12 protein-coding genes are annotated in these 25,534 nt (G+C 42.9%); 10 read left to right on the forward strand and 2 right to left on the reverse strand.

Annotation, left to right across the window (positions count from 1 at the left end):
• Positions 1-38 precede the first annotated feature (38 nt).
• The gene (locus AAH582_RS09545) at positions 39-1,571 is read left to right on the forward strand and encodes a SulP family inorganic anion transporter (RefSeq protein ID WP_115048082.1); all 1,533 of its coding nucleotides are present in this window, start codon (positions 39-41) and stop codon (positions 1,569-1,571) included.
• On the opposite strand, the gene AAH582_RS09550 is transcribed toward AAH582_RS09545, so the two are convergent.
• Positions 1,555-2,163: a methyltransferase domain-containing protein gene (locus AAH582_RS09550; protein WP_343321943.1), complete on the reverse strand. Its 609-nt coding sequence runs from the start codon at positions 2,161-2,163 to the stop codon at positions 1,555-1,557. The genes AAH582_RS09545 and AAH582_RS09550 overlap by 17 nt on opposite strands.
• 594 nt (positions 2,164-2,757) lie before the next feature.
• Between AAH582_RS09550 and AAH582_RS09555 the strand changes: the two genes are divergently transcribed.
• The 4 genes from AAH582_RS09555 (at position 2,758) to AAH582_RS09570 (ending at position 10,474) form a co-directional block, all read left to right on the forward strand.
• On the forward strand, positions 2,758-4,029 hold the full coding sequence (locus tag AAH582_RS09555; RefSeq protein ID WP_046675878.1) for a glucose-1-phosphate adenylyltransferase: 1,272 nt from the start codon (positions 2,758-2,760) through the stop codon (positions 4,027-4,029).
• A gap of 264 nt (positions 4,030-4,293) precedes the next feature.
• Positions 4,294-5,070: a phosphatase PAP2 family protein gene (locus tag AAH582_RS09560; RefSeq protein ID WP_343321944.1), complete on the forward strand. Its 777-nt coding sequence runs from the start codon at positions 4,294-4,296 to the stop codon at positions 5,068-5,070.
• 377 nt (positions 5,071-5,447) lie between these two features.
• Positions 5,448-8,693 (forward strand): SusC/RagA family TonB-linked outer membrane protein, encoded by a 3,246-nt coding sequence (locus tag AAH582_RS09565; RefSeq protein ID WP_343321945.1) that lies wholly within the window; start codon positions 5,448-5,450, stop codon positions 8,691-8,693.
• 11 nt (positions 8,694-8,704) lie between these two features.
• Positions 8,705-10,474: a RagB/SusD family nutrient uptake outer membrane protein gene (locus AAH582_RS09570; RefSeq protein WP_343321946.1), complete on the forward strand. Its 1,770-nt coding sequence runs from the start codon at positions 8,705-8,707 to the stop codon at positions 10,472-10,474.
• Between the two features lie 109 nt (positions 10,475-10,583).
• On the opposite strand, the gene AAH582_RS09575 is transcribed toward AAH582_RS09570, so the two are convergent.
• Positions 10,584-11,513, reverse strand: coding sequence for a metallophosphoesterase (locus tag AAH582_RS09575; protein WP_343321947.1), 930 nt, complete (start codon positions 11,511-11,513; stop codon positions 10,584-10,586).
• A gap of 1,083 nt (positions 11,514-12,596) precedes the next feature.
• On the opposite strand from AAH582_RS09575, the gene AAH582_RS09580 reads away from it, so the two are divergent.
• The 5 genes from AAH582_RS09580 (at position 12,597) to AAH582_RS09600 (ending at position 25,493) form a co-directional block, all read left to right on the forward strand.
• Positions 12,597-13,187, forward strand: coding sequence for a YdeI/OmpD-associated family protein (locus AAH582_RS09580; protein ID WP_046675883.1), 591 nt, complete (start codon positions 12,597-12,599; stop codon positions 13,185-13,187).
• 442 nt (positions 13,188-13,629) lie between these two features.
• Entirely contained in the window at positions 13,630-17,640 is a 4,011-nt protein-coding gene (locus tag AAH582_RS09585) for a hybrid sensor histidine kinase/response regulator transcription factor (protein WP_343321948.1), read from the forward strand.
• A gap of 182 nt (positions 17,641-17,822) precedes the next feature.
• Positions 17,823-20,687 (forward strand): glycoside hydrolase family 31 protein, encoded by a 2,865-nt coding sequence (locus tag AAH582_RS09590; RefSeq protein WP_343321949.1) that lies wholly within the window; start codon positions 17,823-17,825, stop codon positions 20,685-20,687.
• Positions 20,688-20,714: 27 nt separating this feature from the next.
• Complete coding sequence (locus AAH582_RS09595) at positions 20,715-23,852, forward strand: SusC/RagA family TonB-linked outer membrane protein (protein WP_343321950.1); 3,138 nt, start codon at positions 20,715-20,717, stop codon at positions 23,850-23,852.
• 12 nt (positions 23,853-23,864) lie between these two features.
• Positions 23,865-25,493 (forward strand): RagB/SusD family nutrient uptake outer membrane protein, encoded by a 1,629-nt coding sequence (locus tag AAH582_RS09600; RefSeq protein ID WP_343321951.1) that lies wholly within the window; start codon positions 23,865-23,867, stop codon positions 25,491-25,493.
• Positions 25,494-25,534 lie beyond the last annotated feature (41 nt).

The raw sequence follows: 25,534 nt of genomic DNA on the forward strand, positions 1-25,534 counted from the left end.
TACCTTTGCAGCAATTATCCTGTTCAAGTAATTTAGAAATGAACAATACCTTTGAAATATTCAATATAAAATCGATCAATCTTAAGAATGAGTTGTTTGCAGGATTAACGGTCGCGATGACGATGATTCCGGAATCACTTTCGTTTGCTATTTTGGCTGGATTACCGCCTTTAACGGGACTCTACGCAGCATTTTTAATGGGTTTGATTACTTCCGTTTTGGGAGGCAGGCCAGGGATGGTCTCTGGAGGTGCTGGTGCAACAGTGGTTGTTTTAATGGCCCTGGCGGCAAGTCACGGTATTGATTATCTTTTTGCTGCTGTCGTCTTGGCGGGGCTTCTACAATTTTTGGTCGGACTTTTTAAATGGGGGAAATTTGTACGCTTAATTCCGCAGCCTGTGATGTACGGTTTTTTAAACGGACTGGCCATCATTATTTTTATGGCGCAAGTGGTCCAATTTAAAGAGAATACAGGATCGGGGGTGGAGTGGATGTCGGGAAGTACCTTATACATCATGGGGGGACTCACTCTACTGACGATGTTGATCGTGATTGGATTTCCTCGGATCACAAAGGCAGTCCCGGCCTCTTTAGTCGCTATTCTCGTTGTGTTTGGCTTGGTTTCTCTTTTAGGAATTGATACCAAAAAAGTAGTAGATATAGCCTCTGTCAGTGGGACATTACCCCATTTACATTTACCCAATGTACCCCTGAGCTGGGAAACATTGCAACTGATTTTTCCGTATTCGTTGGTGATGGCCGGAGTAGGGTTGGTGGAATCGCTTTTGACACTAAATATGGTGGACGAAATAACCGCGAGCAAAGGAAATGCAAACCGCGAATCCATGGCGCAGGGGGTAGCCAATGCAATCAATGGATTTTTTGGAGGAATGGGTGGATGTGCCATGGTTGCTCAAACACTGGTCAATTTAAATGCTGGTGCACGCACGCGGCTCTCTTCTTTTATTGGAGCCATGACCATCTTAGTGATTATTTTGGTAGGTGCTCCTTTCATTGAGCAGATACCAATGGCAGCGCTGGTCGGTGTGATGATGATGGTGGCAATAGGTACCTTCCAATGGGTGAGCTTGCGTATTGTCAATAAATTTCCGAAATCTGATATTTTTGTTGGTATTCTTGTCGCAGCGATTACGGTGGTTTTACATAATTTGGCACTTGCGGTGCTGATTGGTGTCGTGGTATCCGCACTTGTATTTGCCTGGGACAATGCGAAGCGCATTCGAGCAAGAAAATATTTGGATGCCGAGGGCATCAAGCATTATGAAATTTATGGACCTCTTTTCTTTGGTTCGACAGCTAACTTCTTGGATAAATTTGATGTTTTGGAAGATCCCGACCGTGTGATTTTAGATTTTAAGGAGAGTCGTGTGGTGGATATGTCCGCTGTGGATGCCCTCAACAAAATTACCGAACGCTATGCTGCACAAGGGAAAAAGATCGAATTGTGGCACCTCAGTGAGGATTGTCGCTCACTGCTAAAAGATGCAGCAGACATTGTGAAGGTCAATATCGTGGAAGATCCCACTTATCGGGTTATGCCGGACAAGTAGACAATTTTTTGCGCAGCTCAAAAAACAGTTCATTTCCCTGTCTTTGGGGAATACTATTGGTGGAATCTGTCAGGTGTAAAATGTCAAACTTAGATTTGAATAAGTGTTGGTATTCTGTTTGATCTCCACCGAAAGGTGGGCCTTGCTGCGCAAATTCCCGTTTAAACAATAAACCCATCAATATACCTTGCTGCTTGAGCAAAGTATGCATTTGTTGTACATAGTTGGGGCGTAACAAGGGATCTAGCGCGCAAAAAAAGGTTTGCTCAATAATATAGTCGTACTGGCCTTGATGCTCAAAGAAATCTTGACATACAATTTGGATGTTTGGGCTATTTTCGAATTCCCTTCTTACCTTTGCAACGAGTGTTGGGGCGATATCAAGTAAGGTAATTTGACTGAACCCCATGGCGAGGAGAGCCTTCGCCTCGTAAGCATTTCCACAACCGGGAATTAAAATCGCCGCATCTTTAGCAATAGACCCCGCTGCATAGTTGATGATTGCAGGGGATGCATAGCCAATATCCCAGCCTGTCGATTTGGTCTTATAACGTTCATCCCAATAGTTCTCATCCAATAGTGAAGAATCCATAGCTATTTTGTTCTATATACTTTAGCAATTTACATAAATATTAGGTCAATAGCGTGCTTCTCTCCAATGAAAATTGCGTTTAACTAGCCTCTCGAAAGTTGATCATCTAATTTCAATTTTGGGAGCTATCGAAAAGGAGCAAAGTGTTGTAATTCACTTGCGTTCCATACGATATTAAAATTTATAGCGTTCAATTACTCTAGTAGGGCAAGTACCCTGTGTTTTTAGATGAATTATATTAAAGTAGTCTTATTTATTGTTTTATTTCTAATTGTTGGTCTTGCATATGCTAACCAAGATTGGAATGGTTTGGAGAGCGCGCATGGTCTATTTGGATATTAAATCTACGGGAGACACGGACTTGTAATCATCGTCTTTTAATCGGTTAACATTAAGAATGGCTCTGTTCGTTTTTCGGGGATTACCTTTATTGTAAAAAGAATCAATGATCAAAATTGCTGTTTGCTTCTTATCCGAAAAATTGCTAATTTAATAAGGATTCTTAAACCTGAATTTAAAGGATCTCGAGGGTAAACCTGATCAGGTCCCTGTTCTTGAAGATAATAGTTTTATAACCAATTAATGGATTGAGGTATGATACACAAAGTAGTTTCCCTTGTATTGGGAGGAGGTCGAGGGTCGCGCCTTTTCCCATTGACGCAACAGCGTTCGAAACCAGCGGTTCCAATAGCTGGAAAATACCGTTTGGTCGATATTCCGATTTCGAACTGTTTGAATTCAGGCTATAATAAGATCTTCGTACTGACGCAGTTCAATTCAGCCTCTTTGAACACACACATCAAAAATTCTTACAATTTCAGCATTTTCAGTAAGGGCTTTGTCGACATCTTGGCTGCAGAGCAGACCAATGAGGGCGATCGTTGGTTTGAGGGGACAGCCGATGCGGTAAGACGAACGCAGAAGCATCTCCTGAATGTCGATTACGACTACATTCTTGTATTGTCCGGTGATCAATTATACCAAATGGATTATTCAAAGCTGATTGATTTCCATGTTGAAAATGGAGGCGATGTTACCATCGCTACGATACCAGTCAATGGTAAAGATGCTACGGGATTTGGTATTTTAAAAGCGAACGAAGCGAATGAAATCACTGCCTTTGTCGAAAAGCCCGATAAGGATGAAGTATTAAATTGGACCTCAGAGGTTTCAGCGGTTTTGCATAAACAGGGAAGGCATTATTTGGCATCCATGGGCATTTATGTTTTCTCGAAAAACATATTGCGCAACCTTTTGATCGCCAACCCGGGGATGGATTTTGGTAAAGAAATTATACCTGATGCTATCGAAGCACTTCGGGTATTGAGCTATCAATTTGATGGGTATTGGACCGATATCGGGACCATCAAATCATTTTTTGATGCCAATATCGGATTGACAGATGATATTCCGGACTTCAATTTGTTTAATGAAACCGTGTATACACGTGCGCGGATGCTCCCGCCTTCGAAAATTTCGGGTACAACGTTAAATAATACGGTAATTGCCGATGGATGTATTTTAAATGGCGATAAACTGGAGAGGTCCGTTATTGGGATACGTTCCCGTATTGGTGAAGGAACGGTTATTAAATCGACCTACATGATGGGAACTGATTACTATGAGCAGTTGGAAGAAGTATTGGAATTGGGAAATACACAAAAGCCACCACCGGTAGGTGTAGGTAAACGTTGTTATATCGAAAATGCAATCTTGGATAAGAACTGCCGAATTGGAGATGACGTTCGTATCATTGGTGGACCTGGTTTGAATGATGGTGATTTTGATACGCATATGATCTGTGATGGGATTGTTGTTGTGAAAAAAGATGCGGTCATTGCCAATGGCGTGACGATAGGACTTTGATCATACATAAATTTTAAATCTAAAGCCCGCTGTTCATATCAATCCATGAAACGGCGGACTTTTGTTTACGCTTTTTGAGCAGACACATCTTCATGTGCCGATTACGCTTTCGCCCCTACGGCTATCAGCCTATAAGGGAAGCTGACCCTCTGACGAAGGTGGATGGTGCAAGATGCTTAGTTTCCGAGTTGACAATGCCCGGTGTCTTTTTTTACTGGATATTTTAATATTATCTTTGCACACGATAAAATAAATACGGATAAAATGAGCACTTACAAAAGATACTTTGTTTTTTATTGTATCCTGGTTTTACTTTTTGTAGTACCGGCTACCTCAATTGCCCAAATCCTGTCGGAACAACCGTCGGATTCGAGCAGCGGATCTCATTTTTTTAAGAAAGTTCCTTACAAGGAACTGGCTGTTCCTGTAGGACTGATCACCTATGGCGTCGTTGCCAAAGGAAATCCTTTTTTAAAGGGGATAGATGAAGACATTAGAGACGGCGTATCGAGGGGGACTAGCCGAAAAATTAAGTTGGACGATTTCACCCGCTTTGCTGGAACTGCCGGAGTATTTGTTTTGGACGCGGTAGGGGTGCCTGCCAAACATAACCTTAAACAACGCCTGTTTACGACAGCTGTTTCTAATATTATCATGACTTCAACCGTGAAAATTATGAAATCCACCATTCCCGTATGGCGGCCTGATAGTTCAGCGAATAATTCCTTTCCTTCAGGGCATGCTGCAGCTGCATTCGTTGGTGCCGAACTGCTTTGGCAGGAATATAGACAGGAGTCAATTTGGTACGGAATAGCAGGATATGCTGTTGCAGCAGGTACCGGTTATCTGCGGATGTACAACGACAAGCATTGGTTCTCGGATATCGTTATGGGAGCTGGGGTCGGTATCTTAAGTACTAAAATCGCCTATTGGTTGCTCCCGTTGGTAGACAGTCGATTACAGAATTCGAAAAAGAGCTATGTTGTACTTCCAACATATAACGGGAGACAATTTTGTTTAAACGCTAGTTTACAGTTTTAGACTCTTATTTTTTTTAGCCCCATTCGGGGTCTCTACATTGATCGTACTCAGCTTGCCTGAAAACAAAATTTCCTAGATAGTATTCGTACAGGGATGTAAATTCACTTTAAACCCCTGTATTCACCACAGTTTTTAGGTGTTCTACCTGAAGATCGGCACTGCTGTGTCAACCATTTCCATTCCCTATTTCAGCATGTAACGTTTATGTGAACTTCTGATTAAAAAATCATGTTAATTTCGTAAATAAGAATTTGTTTTTTAAATTTAGTAGACAATCTAATCCACTTTTGCTGTTTTTTACAAAAAGAAAGCAGGCTAAGTAAATAAACCAAAGTTGAGCCTGAGGGTTCTTTATTATTTTAAACCAATTTGTAATTATGATGAGAAATTTTTTTCTTCATGGAAAGGCGAGACCCATTAGCCTTTTGGGGCTCTGCCTGCTGTTTAGTCAGCCTGATTCTTACGCACTGAATCTGGATCCGATCAATGCTATTGTCGATCAAGATCAGGTTACAGGGATCATCAAAGATGAGAAAGGTCAGGCATTAGCCGGCGCTACCATCACCGTCAAAGGAACATCCGTTCAAGCATCCTCCAATCAACAAGGTATTTTTTCTATTCGGGCCAAGCGTGGTGATGTTTTGGTCGTGAACTACCAGGGCTTTACAAAGCAGGAGGTAGCAGTTTCCGCAGGCAACATCAGTGTTGTTATGGTTTCGAGTGATCAGGCGCTTGAAGAGGTCGTGATCATTGGGTATGGTAAGCAGCGGAAAGGGAATATCACCGGTTCCGTCGCTACCGTAAATGCAGAACAGCTAAAAAATATCCCCAGTTCAAATCTTTCCAATTCACTTGCCGGTAGGGCAGCGGGGGTCAATGTCACCAATACTTCGGGGATGGCTGGAGCATCGTCGAGCTTGCGTATCCGGGGGAGTTTTGCCGAGCCACTTTATGTAATTGATGGTGTGGTCCGCGATAAAGCTGCATTTGATGTGCTTGAAGCGAACGAGGTTGACCAAATGACCTTCTTAAAAGATGCAGCAACTGCCGCAGTGTATGGCACCCGGGCGGGTAATGGCGTTGTCGTTGTGACGACGAAAAAAGGAGCAGCGCAAGCACCAGTTTTTAATGTACAAAGTAATTATACCTTTAATACGCCAACACAGGAACTTCTTGCGAATTTAACGACTGCACAAGATGAGCTCACCTATCAAAACAGGGTCGCCGAATTTCGCGGTCTTTCCATCCCAAATGGACAAAAAGAGTTTGATTATTTCAAGGATAAAAATTATAATGCCAACGATGTCATCTGGCGGAATCCATTTACCCATCGGCAATCCATATCGGTCAATGGTGGTGGCGACAAAATTACTTATTATAGCTTGCTGAGCTACCGCAAAGAAAATGGATCCTATAAATCTTTGGACCATGAGAAGTTCAATTTGCGCAGCAATATCTCCGCGCAGATTACCGAAGATTTTAGCATGGATTTTAATATTTCAGCTAACCAGACCAACTCGAAGCGCTTTTTTTGGCCTTTTAGCACATCTTCCAATGATGATGATTTTGATGTATCCGATTTCTACCGTGTTACCTTCAACTGGCCAAAGATGTATCCGTTTTACCTGAATGCAGACGGAACACCGAGCAATACGCCAACGGCTTATCCTGTACAGACACCTATGGGAAGCTGGCAGGCATGGAATGTGATCGATCAGGTCATCGGGGATCGTTATATCGACCGCAAAGTGCGGCAGGTCAATCCAATTATGAGCCTAAACTTGAAGCTGGATAAATTGGTACAAGGTCTATCGACAAAACTTGTGGGGAGTTATCTTGCCAGTGACTATATGCGCAAGCGCTATATGAGCTTTCAAAAAAACTACACCTTTACTTCACTGAATCCAAATGACAACCGCTTTATACCGGCCCCACCTTCGGAAGCGAATATCAATATCTTTACTTTTAGTCAGAGTCAGCCTTTCATGGATTACAGCCCACAACGATTGTGGGAATATCAGGTAAACTGGTTTTTAAACTATAACCGCAAATTTGGTAAACATTCCGTCGATGGGACATTGGTTTATGAGCAGTCCAAAAAAGGAGGGACGTACGTTACTTCACGGGCAGAGAATCCGATTACAGCCCTGGATCAGATGTTTATTTATCCTACAGATCGGAACTTTAGGTCGACAACTGCCAATGAAACAATTGATTCAAGACGCGGCGTGATTGGGCGTGCTAATTATAATTATGCAGATAAGTATATTGCGGAGTTTTCTTTCCGCTACGATGGATCACCTTTGTTTCCTAGCGATAAACGGTGGGGCTTTTTTCCTTCAGTCTCGGCAGCCTGGCGTGTATCGGACGAGAACTTCTTTACGGATATAAAGAATACGATATCAGACTTGAAGTTCAGAGCTTCTTACGGTACAACGGGTAATGATTTGGATGTAAATGCTAATCGAATCGGTCAGTTTGGCTATCTGGAAAAATACTACAGCTCTGGTGGCTATATGTTCGGAGATCGCTATTACAATGGTATTGCGTATGGTGCAACACCGACGCAGAACCTCACTTGGACGACTTCTAAAAGCGTCAATCTCGGTTTGGATTTTGGATTTATTAAGAATAAGCTGACCGGTAGCCTAGATCTGTTTTCACGCAAGGAAACGAACATCCTAGGACCAAGATCACTGAAAGTTCCGGATAACTATGGTCGCGCACTTGCTCCTGAAAACTATGCCGCAAGAAGTTACAAAGGCGGGGAGATTTCGTTGAACTGGAATGATAAGGTGGGCGAGGTGACCTATGGGCTCAATGGGAATCTGGGTTATGCAAAAGACCGCTGGGATATCATTGACGAGGAACCGGCGTATGCTGCCGGCCAACCGCAGAACTTTCGTTCCAGAATTGGGCGGCCAGAAAATAGAATTATCGGCTTAGAGGCACTGGGTTTAGTAAGGACACAGGCTGAAGCCGACGCACTGAAAGCAAAAGGATTTAAGACCTACGGAAGGGATCCTTTTCCTGGGATGATCTTATATAAAGATATTCAAGGGGCGAACTACTCAGGAGGTCCGGATGGGAAAATTGATGATAACGATTTGCAGTTATTGTCGGATAATAATTCTCCGCGCATCAATTACGGGTTTGGCTTCAATGCGAGCTGGAAAGGCTTCTATGTCTCGACATTATTTCAGGGGGTTCTTGCTTATGATCGGATGATCAGCAATCAAGAAGGTGGTGGAATGCGTCAGCATGGCGATACTTTCCGTCCATATTACCCGATTTGGGCTTCCGATGTCTGGACGCCGGATAATACCAATGCGAAATACCCTCGTCCAACAGGCTATTCTGGTTGGGCTGAGTCTGGTGCAGCTCCTTCGTCGTTCTGGATAAGAAATGGAGCCTATCTGCGTTTACGCGATGTTAACGTGTCTTACCGATTGCCGAAAAGCATGACCGAGAAGATCCGTGTAAAAGATGTCAACCTGTTTTTCAATGGAACCAATTTGTTTGTTTTTTCGCCGATGAAAGAATTCCATGATCCGGAACAAAAGCTGTATGATTCTTATCCAGTCATGAAAACCTTTACGTTTGGACTTGATGTTAAATTTTAAATGAAAAAAAGATGAAAAAAATATATTATCCTTTAATAGCGTTGGCTCTGTGTATGTCTTCCTGTAAAAATGTGCTGGACATTGATGATCTCAATTCGCTGGATGAAGCCAAGGTATGGGCCGATCCAAATCTAGTCAACGGCTATCTTGCCAATCTATATCCACTATTTGGCAACTGGAACGCTGGTGCGGATGGAAATTCGGAACAACTAATTGGCATCGCTTTCCCCTTGGATGCGGTCACCGTCAACAACGGTTCTTACAAATCCTGGGACTATACAACCATCCGAAAAATTAATACGGCGATACAGAAAGTTGGTGAAAGTACTGTGCTAAAAGCGGACTTCAAAAATGCGGTGATTGGGCAGTCTTTGTTTCTCCGTGCCTATATGTATTTTAATATGGTCAGGATTCATGGTGGAGTCCCTTATATTACGGTACCTCAAGATTTAAAAAATGATGATCTTAATGTACCCCGCAATTCTACAAAAGAGTGTTTTGATCTGATGATCAAAGATTTGGATCAGGCTATTTCCTTACTGCCAAAAACGATTGCCAAGGGTACGGCAGATTATGGAAAGGTTGACGGTGATTTTGCGGCAGCTTTTAAAGCGAAAGTATTGTTATATAAAGCTTCACCCCAGTTTAATCCTTCCAATCCTTATGGAAATGCTTATTGGCAGGAGGCCAACACTGCGAATAAATTGGCTTATGAGCAACTTAAAGCGGATGGCTATAGTTTGACTCCAGATTATTCCAATATTGCGCTGGTTGAAAAAGGACCAGAGGTTGTTTTTGCTGTGATTAATACTTATCCAAATAAAGTCGCTAATTGGGATAATGGAGTACGACCCGGCTCCGAAAGTAGAGGGCCAGCGGGTTCCGTTCCATCCTGGGAATTTGTAAAAACTTTTCCAATGAAAGATGGAAAGCTTTATTCCGATCAAACGGGCAAATACTATAAGACAGAAGATCAATTTTTGCAATCCTATTGGGAAAACCGCGATCCGCGTTTTGATAAATCCATTGTGTGGAATGCCAAGATTTATGAAGTTTCAGGAAAGACCGGCAAACGACAATACACTTCTGTAGGTATTGCTCCGGCTTTAGATGACTTTGGTATAAACCCTAACGCAAAAACACCTTCTTCCAATTTGGATCGATATAGTGGATTTTTTATCTTAAAAAACTCTAAATTATCATTAAAACAGACCGAAGTGGAAACCCAGTATGATGTGGATTTTGTGTTGATGCGCTATGCCGAAGTCCTGTTGAATTATGCTGAAACAGCAAATGAAACCGGAGACTTTGCGACAGCCTTAGATTTGGTGACACAGATCAGAAAAAGAGCGGGTATAGAACCTGGTGCGGATAATAAATATGGTATTGCAGCGACTACGAAAGAGCAAATGCGTGAAGCCATTTTAGCAGAGCGTAATATTGAGTTCTGCTTTGAAGGACATCGTTTTTGGGATTTACGACGGTTACGTAAGTTAAATATACTAAACAATACGACAAAGCATGGAGTTGAAGCTATTGCGATCAATGCTAATGGAACTGAAATGAAACTGGAAGATGCAAATGCATTGGCCAAAACATACACGTTGAAAGAGAATCAGTTTAAATATAGTGTCTTGCAGGTGCCAAGTACAGGAAACAAAGTGAACCTGGTACCAGATACCTATTATTTCTTTCCAATAGCACAATCAGTCATTGATAAAAATCCGAATATCAAGCAGAATAAAGATTGGGGCGGAACATTTAATCCAACCCTAGAATAGTGTATTCACTAAACCCATTCAATAAAAAACACCCTCAACGGCTTTCGCTGTTGGGGGTGTTTTATTTAAATTTCATTTATGGCGAGTTTTTTAATCGCCCGATTGAGCCTTATTTGGATGATAATTTAAAAACTCTTGAACTGAGTCTACCCTGGCCTTTGATTTTGATTTCTTCCGGATAAAGCTCCAAAAGACCATAGGCATTGCTTGTAGGTGTTTCGATCATACCTTCCATGGTTACAAAAGGAATATTGTTTACCATCACATAATTGCCTTTATGATTATGACCGGAAAGTACCAGTTTAACTTCTGGGAATTTGTAGAGTATATCAAGAACTGGCCTATTATTGAGTGTTTCATAACCATTTTCTGGCAATAAGGGATGATGTGTCAATACGATCACATGCTCCTTATTTTTCCGCGCTTGGGCAAGTTCGTTTTGCAACCATAGGAGTTGTTTATGATCAACTCCGCCATTCCAGGGGTGCGTATTTTTCCTTCCGTCTGCCTGTAGGCTACCCACCAAGGTTTTCCATTCACGTTGGTCTGCTGAATTGGGCGTTGTGGCATATTCACTGAGCGCATTCGTATTTAAGAAAACAAATCGCCATTTCCCTTTTGTAAATGCGTAGTATTTAGCTGGCATCCCAAAAGTGGTGTGCAGAAGATCTGGTTTAGATACGCTGACATAGTCGTGGTTGCCAAGTAGACAATACATCGGTTTTTTTAAAGGATAGAGATGTTTTAACAATACAGGTAGATCTTTTGGACCTTCGTCGACAAGATCGCCAAGAACCAATGAAAAATCGACTTTATTGCGATTAAAGAAGTCTACAGCGGTGTCGACTTTCATTAAAGAATTGTGGTAGAACCGGCTACCGTGGTCTGTTTTGTCTGCGTATTGCATATCGGCCATGATACCGATACGGAGAACCGGCGTGTTGGATTGTGCCATGCTGAATAAGCTTGGTAAAGAGCAGATGACGAATATGGAAAGAAACTTCCATTCCCGTTTGATTTTTAAACCAATCTGTTTCATTTTTTATAGCGTTTTAACATGTGTTTCTATAAGAATACAAGGTACTTGTTCTCTTCATGCTGTCTTATTGTTGATCCAGGTGTGCTTGAACGTTAGCCTCGAATAATTGATTATAATGTTATCACGAGTATACGGAGAATGGATTAGAGATTCAAATAAAATGAATACACAAACGTTTGTGTAAATTGATGGATCCCTAACGAATTATAAATGGCTGCCAACACATATAAACTATCGATCTTTTAGCTTATTGTAATACCGTAAATTGGCGATTGTCGTGTTTAACGAATAAAAGGTTTAGGTAGATAGATAATATGAAATTGGTTCGTGCAATAAAAATTATTCTTCTAACTTGTTATGGTGTTTTCTTACCAATTTATCTTGGGATTATACTTCCCGAATATTGGGCTTGTCGGAATTGTATACATGAGGGAGCTATGGGTACGGATGCATGGGGAAACTCCGTACAGTGTTTTGGCGACAGTAAAGCGTTTGGTGAAGTGATTTTCCAGTTTTCGTCTTTTCTGGTTTCGGGGTTAACTGCTGCATTGATCTCAATTTGTTTAAGGGCTTATTATCTGAAACGAAATGCAAAAAAATAAATACGCATGATAAAGAAAATCCTGATTAGCTTGACTTTAATTACTATTATAGGTTGTTGCTGGTTTTTTTTTACCCTATTTGACGCTATCGATTTGGCGCCTACGAAAAGTGATCATCTGGCAAGTGAGGAAAAATGGAAAATAGAGCAGCGAACTGATATTGACAGCTGTGAAAAGCATGTGCTGAAAAATCAGATCGATTTACGGCGCAGAAACGCAAAACGAGTCTCTGAACTTGCTTTTCGAATGCAAACTTTTTTGTTTTTCGCAGTCTGCATACAGATTGTTCTACTCGTCATACTTATCCTAGTTCCAAAAAGGTACATTCTTAGAATTTAAGAAGGGAAATATTGGTGAACAATTTGGATTAACAAATGTGCTGGGCTTATCCATATCCTTTTGGACAACAGTGATGATTAGCATTTGAAAAAGTCGTATTTTCACAATAGATAAATTCGATCTATTCCAATCGACAAAAACAATGATAAAACACCATGCAGAAGAAAGAGTCACTATTTACCTGAACACAAAGGAAGAGTGGCGGCTTTGGCTCGAAAACAATCATCAAATAGCACAATCAATTTGGGTGATCTGTAATACCAAAAAATCAAATCTACCAGTAGTCAGTTGGACAGAGCTGGTGGATGAAGCTTTGTGTTTTGGCTGGATTGATAGCACGAGGAGGCCGATTGATGCCTATTCATTTATGCAATTATTTAGTCGAAGAAAACCAAAGAGCACGTGGTCTAGAATTAACAAAGAAAAAGTTAAAAAACTAATCGATGCGAATCTGATGGCTCCAGCGGGGTACGCGGTTATAAAAATAGCACAAGAAAATGGCTCTTGGTCAATTTTGGACAGTGTGGAAGAATTAATTATTCCCGAGGATCTGGATGAAGCATTTCGACATTATGCTGGTTCAAAAGATTATTTTCTTGGGCTGAGTAAATCCGTCAAAAAAATGATGTTGCAATGGATTGTTCTTGCCAAAAGACCAGATACCCGCAAAAAACGCATTGATGAGATTGCCGCAAGAGCAGCAGAAAAAGATAGGCCTAAACAATTTCAGTAAAGGGATCATTTATCGAAATGAATCAGGCCTATAGCATTAGCTTTTGTCTTTTATGACTAATATTGCACGTTCTATGTAGCGTTGTTTCGCTTTTTTTACGTTTTCCATCACTTCCTTATAAGTCAATTTCTTTCTTGGATTTTAACGATTGTTTAGAGTGGTTAAACGTATCAATTAATTTATACGAGTTCAACCAGTAGGAGGGGTTTAACTGGGGGGTAACAGGGGGTTAACAGGGGTATAACAGGGGTAAACCCTTGTTAACCCCCTGCTATATCCCTATAAAAATGGTGTTATTTAGGTTTAACTTACGAACTTGATCTCAATGTGGTAACCTAGTTTATAGGATAAAAAATATGGGGCTCATGCTAAAGCTTATATTAATAGCAACTTGATTTGCTGTATTTACTCAATTTTTGTATCATTGGGGAGATGATAACCAATGCAGCAGCTTAAGTCTTTTTTATTCGCTTATCTCCAACTCTTTCTTCTCCTTTTCTTAGGGCAATCGTCAGCTTGGAGCCAGGTCAATACCTATGCGTTTAAAACCTTAACCTCTGACCAGGGCCTGGTCCATAATCATGTCAATTGTGCACTCAGGGATAAGTACAATTACCTCTGGTTTGGTACCGAATCTGGCCTGAGCCGATTTGATGGAACGCAATTCACAAATTTTCGCTATTCCGCCAATAAACGTACCGGCCTGAGTGGAAATGCAATTTCCGCAATCTTTGAGGGACCAGAAGGCAATGTATGGATTCGCACCAGCAACCGGATGAATGTGTATGATCAGCACTCAGGCATTATCGTCCAGCAGCTTGATTCCATACTGACCCACTTAAAGCTGCCCGTCAAAGACGTACACACGATAAGGCCGCTGGAAGGGCAGACCTTCGCATTATTGTATAGCGATCGTTCGCTGATCTTGTACGATAGCCTAAAGAAAACCTATCGTACTGTATCGCCGTTGACAAAAAATAACCGAATCGCTGATGTGATAGCTGGTCAAGGGCATACGATCTGGGTAATCTACGAAAATGGCCTGTTGGGCCACATCGATACCAAATCATTGCGAAGTACCAAAACCAGCCTATTGCCGATCAGCAGTAAGCTGGTAAATTATAATCTATTTGCCGACCGGGAAGGGGCGATATGGATTTTCTCAAAAGACATTCCAATTGGTGTATACTGGCTTGACCCGAAAGATGGATCAATTCAACACCTCCAAAAAGAACTGTCCAATCCTTTTGTAGGCAATATCGTGCAAGATGATCAAGGGCATCTTTGGCTAGGAACTGATCATGGTGGGATCAATGTTTATGATAAAAAAATAAAAAGTGTACAGATCCTCGCTAACGATAAATATGATTTACGGAGCCTACCTTACAATAGCATAACGGCTTTATATCGGGATAAGTCAGGTATCATATGGGCGGGCACCTATAAAGGTGGCATCAGTTATTATCATCCCAACCTGTTGTTATTCTCTTTAATCAGGAACTATCCAGGGCTTCCTAAATCGCTTCCCTTTGACGATGTCAATAAGTTTGTACAGGATCGAAAGGGTAATCTATGGATCGGGACAAACGGTGGGGGATTGCTCTATTATAATATCAGTCAGAAAACATTCACGCAATACCTGCATGATCCTCAGGATCCCAACAGTTTGAGCTCCAACGTGATTGTTTCCTTATTGCTGGATACGGAAGATAAGCTGTGGATCGGAACTTATCGAGGTGGTATGTGTCGATTCGACGGCAAAAGTTTTAAGGTTTTCCACCGTGATTCGGCTCCTGGAAAGTTGAACGACGATAGTGTATGGGAGATCTACGAGGATAGTCAACATCGATTTTGGATAGGAACCCTAAGTGCTGGCTTGTACCTGTTTGATAAAAAGACAGAACAGTTTTCGAGAGCGTATACTCGGCAGGGACAAACCATTAACAGCAATTATATCTCTGTCTTGTTTGAAGATTCAAAAAAACGGCTCTGGATCGGCACAGCGACAGGTTTGGCATTGTTGGCTCCCGACGACAAGATTAGCTATATGAATACATCCAGTTCGCCCATGAAACTTATGAATGATCTGATTTATGATATTAAAGAGGACAAAACTGGTCGTATTTGGGTAGCAACACAAGAGGGCTTGCATGTAATCGACGGTACAAAAGTAAGCTATCTCACACAGCAGGATGGACTCAGCGACGATGCGATCCTGGCGCTCTTGGTCGATAATCAGGGGGGAATCTGGGCTTCAACAAACAAAGGACTGTCGGCGATTGTCGGCAAAGGGCAGGCCGAGAAGTTCATCATCCGCAATTTTACACGGGAATCAGGCCTTCAGGGGAATGTATTCAATGAAAACGCCGCTTTAAAAATGCGGGACGGAAGACTTGTCTTTGGTGGGCCAAAGGGATTCAATTTTATCGACCCTAAGAAAATTAGCAGCGAAAGTGAACTGGTCTTACCGCTTTTGTCCAATCTTTATTTATTTAACAAGCGGATAGCCGTAGGTGAGGAATTTTCGGGCCGGGTCATTTACGATCAAGCCCTGAATAATCTTAAAGAACTGAGTCTTCCTTACAACCTCAATGCCATTTCGCTGGAGTTCTCTACCTTTGACTACCTGCAACAGCATAATGGACTCTACCAATATCAGCTTGCTGGTCTAAGTGATGAATGGTTTGATTTTGAACCGGCAACCATGCGCGCCAATTTCACCAATCTAGACACCCGAAGCTACAATTTGTATATTCGGCACGCCATCGATTCGAATAGCTGGTCTGAGGGCGTGCTGCTCCTAACAATCGATATACAGCCACCTTTTTGGCGTTCGGCTTGGGCCTTTCTTTTCTATGCCAGCCTGGTACTGATCGTCCTATGGGCTTATTTCTATTTGACAAAACTACGTGTCAAGACGCGCAATCAACTCTACCTCGCCCAGGAACAGGCTGCACAGGCAAAGGAACTGGATGCGTTGAAAACACGTTTCTTTACCAATATAAGTCATGAATTCAGAACTCCGATCAGTTTGATTCTAACTCCAGCGCAGCAGCTGCTGGATGAAGAGCAGCATCCAGAAAAAAAAGCTGACCTAAACTTAATCAAGAAGAATGCAGACCGTCTGCTTAAATTGGTCAATCAGCTGCTGGACTTTAGAAAATTGGAGAAAAGTGAGCTTGAGCTGAACGAAGCGTATGGGGACCTCATGGGATTTATCCGCGAAATGCTTGATGCCTTTGCCGGGATAGCGCAAAGCAATCAGATCTCGCTGCAGGTCAATATCGCTCCAGACACCTATCTATCCTGGTTTGACAAAAACAAATTGGAAAGCATTATTTTCAATCTGATGTCAAATGCAATCAAGTTTAGCCCGGTATCCGGCATTGTGGCATTCAATGCCGAAGTCACTGAACACGAAACAGGAAAGATGCTGCGTATTGAAGTTCAAAATCAGGGTACAGCGATTCCCGAAAACCTACAAGCCCGCGTATTTGAACGTTACATGCAACTGGATGTTCCCAATGGAAAACTGAATCAGGGTACGGGCATTGGGCTTTCTATTGTTAAAGACTATGTCGAATTCTTGGGCGGAACTATCGCGCTGAGCAGCAATGTGCACTGGACGATTTTTAAAGTTCAGCTACCCATACATAAGGCCGAAGCGAGTGTCGATCCTGTCGAAAGCAATAAGCAGGATAAACCCGCTATTTTATTGGTCGAAGATGATATCGACTTCCTCCATTATCTGGAACGGAGCCTGAGTTCAGCCTACCTAATCCACGCTGTGCAAAGCATCAATGATGCAAAATTGATCCTAAGCAAGCAACAGGTCAATCTGATCATCACCGATCTCAGCCTCCCTGGAGAGAGCGGACTGGAATTTTGCCGGTTTATAAAGGCCCAGGCCAAGCTGGTCCATATCCCTGTGCTGATTGTAACGGCCGTAGTCAATCAGAAAATTGAACTGGAAGCCTTGGAGTCGGGTGCTACAGACTATATCAACAAGCCTTTTAATATTAACCTGCTGCGTTCAAAATTAGCGCAGATACTCCATCAACAACAGACAATGGTAAAACGGTATAAAAAACAGATTAATGTTAATCTGACGCAGCCCGATATCGCATCTGCTGATGAACAATTTATCCGTGCGCTGGTAATGGAAATTGAACAGGATCTCAGTGACTCTTCGCTTTCTGTCGAACTGCTTGCCAAAAGAATGAACATCACACGCGTAGGGCTTTATAAAAAGGTGCTTGCCATCACAGGCTATTCACCGATGGAATACATCCGACATATTCGGCTCAAACGTGCCATGCATCTGGTTCAGAACTCGAAATTATCGATGGCTGAGATCGCTTATGAAGTAGGATTCGGAAATCCGAAACAATTCAGCAAATATTTTAAATCTGCATTTGGTAACCTGCCGTCTTTTTATCGAAAAAGCTTGTAAATAAGTGAATTGTCGATAGTGTTTTCCGCCAGTATCCCCGCATAAGTTAACAAAATAACCCCTAAAAGTTAACAAAATATACCCTTTATACAACCGGTTGCATTCTATATTTGATCTGTTCTTTCAATAGGAAAGGACGCGTAATAACCAAGGGAATATAATAACCAATAAATCTTATTTAAATGCGCAACTTAACGTACGCTTTAAGTGGTTTGATGCTCTTCGCAATCGTGCAGCAGGGATTTAGCCAAGCCAATAAAGCTCATTATGAAAAAATGCCTTCCGGTATTAAGGTCAGCTTCAAAAATTCGGAGACCTCCATTGATCAGGATATTTATTTGGATGTCGTAACCGACAAGATTGTGCGTGTCACAGCTGTTCCAGCTGGTGCAGTCTTACCGGAACAAACGAGCTTAGTGATCGTCGATTCACTGCGCCGGCAAGTAAAATCACTCGCGGTAAGCTCGACCGACTCAACGGTAAATGTACAAACGGCCAATATGCAGGCAGTGGTTTCCTTGATGAACGGCAAAGTGGAATTTTTTGACCTTAAGGGGCAATCCATCCTTAAAGAAGCAAAGCGGAATTCAAGTTCTTTTTTAGCCAATAGTTATCAAGGTGATGCATTTTATCACATTAACCAAGACTTTATTGTCCATGCGGAAGAGGGGATCTATGGACTCGGCCAACATCAGAATGCGGTGATGAACTATAACCGTGGCAAACAGGTTTCGCTGCTGCAGTACAATACAGAAATCGGAATACCCTTTTTACTGTCCACTAACAACTATGGCATTTTATGGCACAATTACTCCATTACAAAAGCGGGCGACGTGAGGCCGTTATTGCCTTTAAATGCTTTTAAGTTGCAGTCAAAAGAAGGAGAGCCGGGTTGGCTCACGGCAACCTATGTAAATCGGAACAAGGACGAAGAAGTGTATCTATCCCGACCGGAATCGATTATCGACTATGGCTACCTAACAGATCAGCACAAATTTCCAAAGAGCGTAAAGCTGGCCGAAAGCAAAGTCATCTATGCCGGAAATTTCTCTTCGCCCTATACTGGCAAACATGTGCTGCATTTTAAATATTCAGGTTATATGAAAGTTTGGATTGATGGCGAGCAGGTCGCTGACCGCTGGCGGCAATCCTGGAACGCAGGTACTTTTGAAATAGAAAGAGACCTGCAGAAAGATAAAACTTACCAGATCCGAATGGAATGGATACCTGATGGGGGTGAATCTTATTTTACCTTAAATTGGCAGAGCCCCATTCCAGAAGCGCGTAAAAACGTATTTTCCTTTAATTCAGAAGCCGGAGATGCCATTGATTATTACTTTGTACAGGGCGCATCAATGGATGAGGTCATTGCAGGTTATCGCCACTTGTCCGGCAAGGCACCGATTATGCCGATTTGGAGCTTTGGATTTTGGCAGAGCAGAGAACGTTACAAGACACAAGCGGAAATTGAGGAGGTCGCGGCTGAATTTCGCAAACGTAAGATTCCGATCGACAATATTGTGCAGGATTGGTCTTACTGGGCTGAAAACGACTGGGGGAGCCAAAAATTTGATGTAAAGCGTTTTCCAGACCCTCTGGCCATGGTGAAGAAGCTGCATGATCAGCGCTTTAAGATCATGATTTCGGCCTGGCCCAAAATCAATGAAGAGTCTTCCGTATACCAAGAATTTAAAGCCAACAAATGGATCTATCCGCGAAATATTTATGACGGCCGTAAAGATTGGATCGGAAAGGGCTATACCTCGACATTTTATGATCCTTTCAACAAAGCGGCACGCGATGGGTTCTGGAAATTGTTGGACAACAATCTTTTCAAAATTGGGATCGATGCCTGGTGGATGGATGCGAGTGAGCCAGATATTCACTCGAATATTGATCTGGACGAGCGTAAATCGGTCTTTCAGCCAGCTATAGGATCATCTGTTCGCTACTATAATGTGTTCCCTTTGCAAAATGCCAAGGGTATCTACGAGGGCCAGCGTGAAACAGATCCTAACAAACGGGTGTTTATTCTGACGCGATCCTTTTTTGCAGGGCAGCAGCGCTATGCGGCGGCGGCCTGGAGCGGCGATATTGCTTCGAGATGGCATGACATGAAAGATCAGATTGCTGGGGGCATCAATTTCTCGATGTCCGGTACACCTTATTGGACGATGGATGCAGGTGGCTTTTTGGTTGAAAATAGGTTTCACAAACCTGATGCAGCGGACTTGGAGGAGTGGCGCGAGCTGAATAGCCGCTGGTACCAATACGGGGCATTCTTGCCTTTATTCAGGGCGCATGGACAATATCCCTACCGCGAGCCGTATAATATCGCTCCTGTGGATCATCCGGCCTATAAAAGCATGATCTATGCGATCAATCTACGGTATAAATTACTGGCCTATAATTATAGTCTTGCCGCAAAGACTTTTTTTGATGACTATTCGATGATACGTGGACTTGCCATGGATTTCCCCCAGGACAAAGATGGATTCGACCGCAATGACCAATACCTTTGGGGACCATCTTTGCTCATCAGTCCTGTCACTGAAAAAGGTGCGAGCTCACGCAAGATACACTTTCCAAAAGGAACCAGCTGGTATGATCTATACAGTGGCAAGATGGTAACAGGTGGGCAGGATCTGCTTGTTGCTGCACCATACGAACGTATCCCTGTTTATGTCAGAGCCGGAGCAATATTGCCTATTGGACCGGTCATGCAGTATACTGCCGAGAAAAAGCCGGATGTACTGGATGTCTATGTCTATGCGGGAGCAAACGGTCATTTTTCACTCTATGAAGACGAAGGAAGCAACTATAATTATGAAAAAGGGAAATATAGTCGCATTGATTTCAGTTATGACAATTCGACAAAGACGCTGTCAGTGGCCAACCGTCAGGGTGATTTCGATGGCATGCTGACCAAAAGAAAGTTCAATTTCATTTTTGTCAGCGACAGCAACGCCGTTGGACTGGATGTTTCACCAGCAAAACCCACAGTGGTAACCTATGCCGGTAAAGCCTTGCAGGTCAAATTAAAATAATAAAAACCAATTTATAAATCAAGAGATATGATAAGCAAACAATTGTTGAGCAGGGGCATGGCCGTCGTTGTCATGACCAGCGTAACCTCTTTGGTCTGGGCACAATCCTTTACCGGATCGGTTGTTTCGGCTGATTCAGGACTGCCGATCGGGGGAGCGAGTATCAAAGTAAAGAATCAGAAGATTTCAACAAGCAGTGATGAATCGGGCAAGTTTGCACTGAAGGCCAGCACAGGGACAGTATTGATCGTTACCTACGTAGGGTACAAAACCGAAGAAATTGCAGTGACTGGCCCCAATATGGTGATCCGCCTGCAGCCGCAAGCTTCCGATCTTGAAGAAGTGGTGGTTATCGGCTACGGTGTACAAAAGAAAAAATTGAATACAGGAGCCAACTTGAAGGTAGAGGGTGAAGAACTGCAGAAACGTAATCAATTAAACCCGCTGCAGTCGCTTCAGGGGCAAGCACCGGGTGTATCCATTACATCAACTTCCGGTCAGCCGGGAGCAGATATGAAGGTGGTCGTCCGGGGGCTGGGAACAATTGGCAATTCAGGCCCCTTGTACGTCATCGATGGCGTTCCGGGAGGGGATATTTCGGTCTTAAATGCGGCCGATATCCAATCTATCGACGTACTGAAAGACGCGGCTTCGGCCGCCATCTATGGTTCGCAGGCTGCCAATGGGGTTATTCTGGTCACCACTAAAATGGGCGCTGCGGGAAAAAATGTGCTGTCGTTTGATGGCTATACAGGCATTCAGAACGTTTCGCGTAAAGCAAAATTGCTGGATGCAGATCAGTACAAGCTGATCATGAATGAGCAATCGCTGAATTCGGGGGCTGGGGTTATTGATTTTAACAGCATGGATGGTCTGGCCAATACCAATTGGATGGATTACATGTTTAAGGATAATGCAAAAATGGACAATTACAATGTTGCCCTGACTGGCGGCAATGAAAAATCCACCTACGCCTTATCGATGAACTATATTGGTCAGGAGGGAATTGTCGGTGGTAAAGATGTTTCCAACTATCAGCGTTATGGTTTCCGTACGAACTCGGAACATAAACTCTTCGATAACTTTGTGAAAATAGGTCAGCACCTTAACTTTAACTACATCAAAAATCGGGGCATCGGTGTAGGCAACCAGTACAATAATACCTTACGCGGTGCTTTTGCGACTTCGCCCTTGTCACCGGTGTACTCGGACAATGGCTTGTACGGAAGTCCTTTCAATGATACCTCCAATTCACCTTGGTACAATGGGGACAGCAATCCATATGGGGTGATGATGACCAATTCGAATAACGCCAATGATGGCCAAAAATTACTGGCGGATGTATTTGCGGAGATCGAGCCGATCAAAGGCTTGAAGGTCCGGTCATTGCTGGGATTCAACTATTATGCTTCAGAATACAGAAGTTTTACGCCCTTATACCGCTTCTCCATCTACACCTACAACCAAGATCATACAACAACCTCACAGAACATGAGCAAAGGTCATACGCTGACCTGGACAAATACTGCTTCCTATGACTTTGATATCGATACGGATCATCGTTTTTCGGCTATGGTTGGTATGGAATCGCTACGTTACCAGGGAACTTACCTTTCGGGGTCCAACTGGAATCTGCTTTCGCAGTTCAATGATTTTGCACATGCTTACCTGGACAATACCACAGGCCAGGCACACCTGGACGAAAAAGGTAATGTCGTCGAAACGCGTACCGTGTCTGGAAAACCAGAGAACATCACGCGTAGGGTTTCGTACTTTGGACGGCTGGGCTACAACTATAAGGAAAAGTACCTGTTGAATGCTACATTGCGTGCAGATGGATCCTCTAAATTTTCGCGCAGCAATCGCTGGGGATATTTTCCTTCGGTATCGGCAGGATGGGTAATTTCTTCGGAAGAGTTTTTTAAAGAACATTTAGCGGCTGTAAACTTCTTTAAACTTCGTGCTTCATGGGGGCAAGTGGGTAACCAGGATATCGCTGATTTTCAATATGCGGCACCTATCAGTACCTCAACAGGCATTACGTCCTCCAACCCCGGAGCGCATTATGTCTTTGGAACGAGCAATAATAATATCGCCGGTGCTTATCCGAGCCGCTTATCCAATCCGAATCTGACCTGGGAAACTTCCGAACAGACCAATATTGGATTTGACGCCAAATTCGCGAAAAGCCGCCTGGATGTTGTGGCCGATTTTTATGTCAAAAAGACGAAGAACTGGCTGGTTACAGCGCCCGTTTTGGCGACAACCGGTACGTTGCCTCCTTTTATCAATGGCGGTGATGTGAAGAATACGGGGGTAGAATTGGGACTAAATTGGGCGGACAGGATCAATGAAGTCAAATACCGTCTTGGGGTAAATGGTGCCTACAACAAAAATAAGGTCGGACAAATACCAACTGAAGATGGAATTATCCACGGACAGACAGCCATGTTATACGATAATTCGGAAGAATTTTATCGTGCCGCAAATGGCCTGCCCATTGGTTACTTCTGGGGGTATAAAACAGACGGTCTGTTCCAGAGCCAAGCCGAGATCGATGCCTGGAAAACAGCCGGGAAAGGTATTCTTCAAGCGGATGTAAAACCCGGCGATGTGAAATATGTAGATCAGAATAACGATGGTATTATCAATGCCTCGGATAAAACAAATCTGGGTGTAGGCATGCCTAGTTTCACCTATGGATTTAATATTGGACTAGATTATAAAGGATTTGATTTTTCGGTCAATGCCTACGGCTCCCTGGGCAACAAAATTGTACAGTCTTACCGCAATCATGCCAATAAACAGGCAAACTATACCACAAGAATATTAGAGCGATGGACGGGAGAGGGTACTTCCAGTACAATTCCCCGTGTTACGGAAACTAATGTCAACTGGCAGTTTTCAGACCTTTATATTCAGGATGGAGACTTCCTTCGGATTAGCAATGTGACCTTAGGCTATGACTTATCGAAGCTGATCAAATGGAAGTATGCCAATCAGATCCGCTTCTACGTACAAGGTCAAAATCTGTTTACGTTCACCAAATATGATGGGATGGATCCTGAGATCGGTTATGGAACCGATGGTTGGGTATCGGGTATCGACCTCGGTTACTATCCAAGACCAAGGACTGTATTATTTGGCCTAAATGTTAAATTCTAAACACAAGAAATCATGAAAAAAACGAGCTATATCTATCATTCCATGTTATTTGGATCCTTAATCTTAGGATCATGTTCATCCAGTTTTTTGGATGTCGAACCTATGACTAGCGTTTTGGAAAGCAATTTTTATAAAACGATAGCCGATGCTGACATGGCCTTGGTCGGTTGTTATGATGGTTATCAACGGACGACTTCCAATGGGAGTCAGGCCTTCTATATCACTGCAGAAGTAGCAAGCGACAATTGTTTTGGTGGAACTGGTACAACAGACGGTCGCGCATTTCAGGCAATAGACCGTTTTGATATTGCGCAATCCCAATCGGACAATAATATCTTTGATGGTACCTGGTCTGATTACTATGCGGGGATTTTTCGCTGCAATACACTTTTGGGAAAATTGGACGGTACTGATTTTTCAGGTAACACAACAGCGCGGGCACGTATCGAAGGGGAAACAAAATTCCTGCGGGCCACCATGTACTTTGATCTCGTCCGTCTATTCGAAAACATCCCTTTGCTAACGGGCCCGACCAATGAGAATATTCCACAGTCGGACCCCAAAGCTGTTTATCAACTGATTGTTTCGGACCTTAAATTTGCGGCTGCCAATATCCCAGCAACAGCTTACCCGAAGTCAGCTGCGGCAACCAATGATGGTCGGGCAACTCCATTTGCTGCTAAAGCGCTACTGGCCCGTGTTTATCTATTTTATTCAGGCTATTACGGCAGTGAAGATATCGGTGTCTCCAAGGCCGAAGCCCTGGCGGGACTGGAAGAAGTTATCAGCAGTGGCCAGTTTGCGCTGGTGGCAGATTTCAAGAATCTGTGGCCGGCAGCGAGCTATATCCCCAATGCAAGCAATAATACGCTAGACATCTCCAAATATGCCGGTAAGGGAAATGTTGAAGTGGTATTTGCGCAGAAATTCAACAATACCTCGAATTATAGCGGGTATATCGATGGCAACCGCTGGGTCGTCTTCCTGGGCTTGCGCGGTAAAAATTGGTCTCCGTATGGTCAGGGATGGGGTGCATGTACGGTAAGCAAAAAGTTCTTCAATGAGTTTGACAACATGGATACGCGCAAAACCGCCTCAATTATTGATATCGATGGCGAGAACATCAGCGGATTTGACCTGAAAGACCAGCGTGAGTATACAGGTTACACCATAAAAAAATACGCCCCTACGGCATTGCCGGATGGCACTACCAATACAGGTGGAGATAAGGATATGCAACTGTCCCAAGACCAGGATTACTTTGTCATCCGCTATGCTGATGTCTTGCTTATGGCGGCAGAACTCGGATCCGCAAACGCACAGAAATACTTTGACGAGGTAAGGAAAAGAGCGTACAAGACCAATTTTGTGCCGCTAACAGTTTCAAAAAATAATATTCTGAAGGAAAGAAAATTTGAATTTGCGTTTGAAGGTATCCGTTATTGGGATGTATTGCGGCAGGGGTTAAATAATGCGGCTGCTACACTGGAAACAACCGAAGATGTGCTTAGCGGTTCGGTGACGGAGAAGGTCAGCGTGACTAAGGAACGTTTTTTGACAACGAAAGGATTTATGCAGATTCCAAACAAGCAGATTACGTTATCCAATGGTGTACTGAAACAAAATGCCGGCTGGAACTAAACATAGGTATACTAGGACTTACTATTAGTTGAATTATAACT

Source organism: Sphingobacterium multivorum, assembly GCF_039511225.1.
GTDB lineage: Bacteria > Bacteroidota > Bacteroidia > Sphingobacteriales > Sphingobacteriaceae > Sphingobacterium.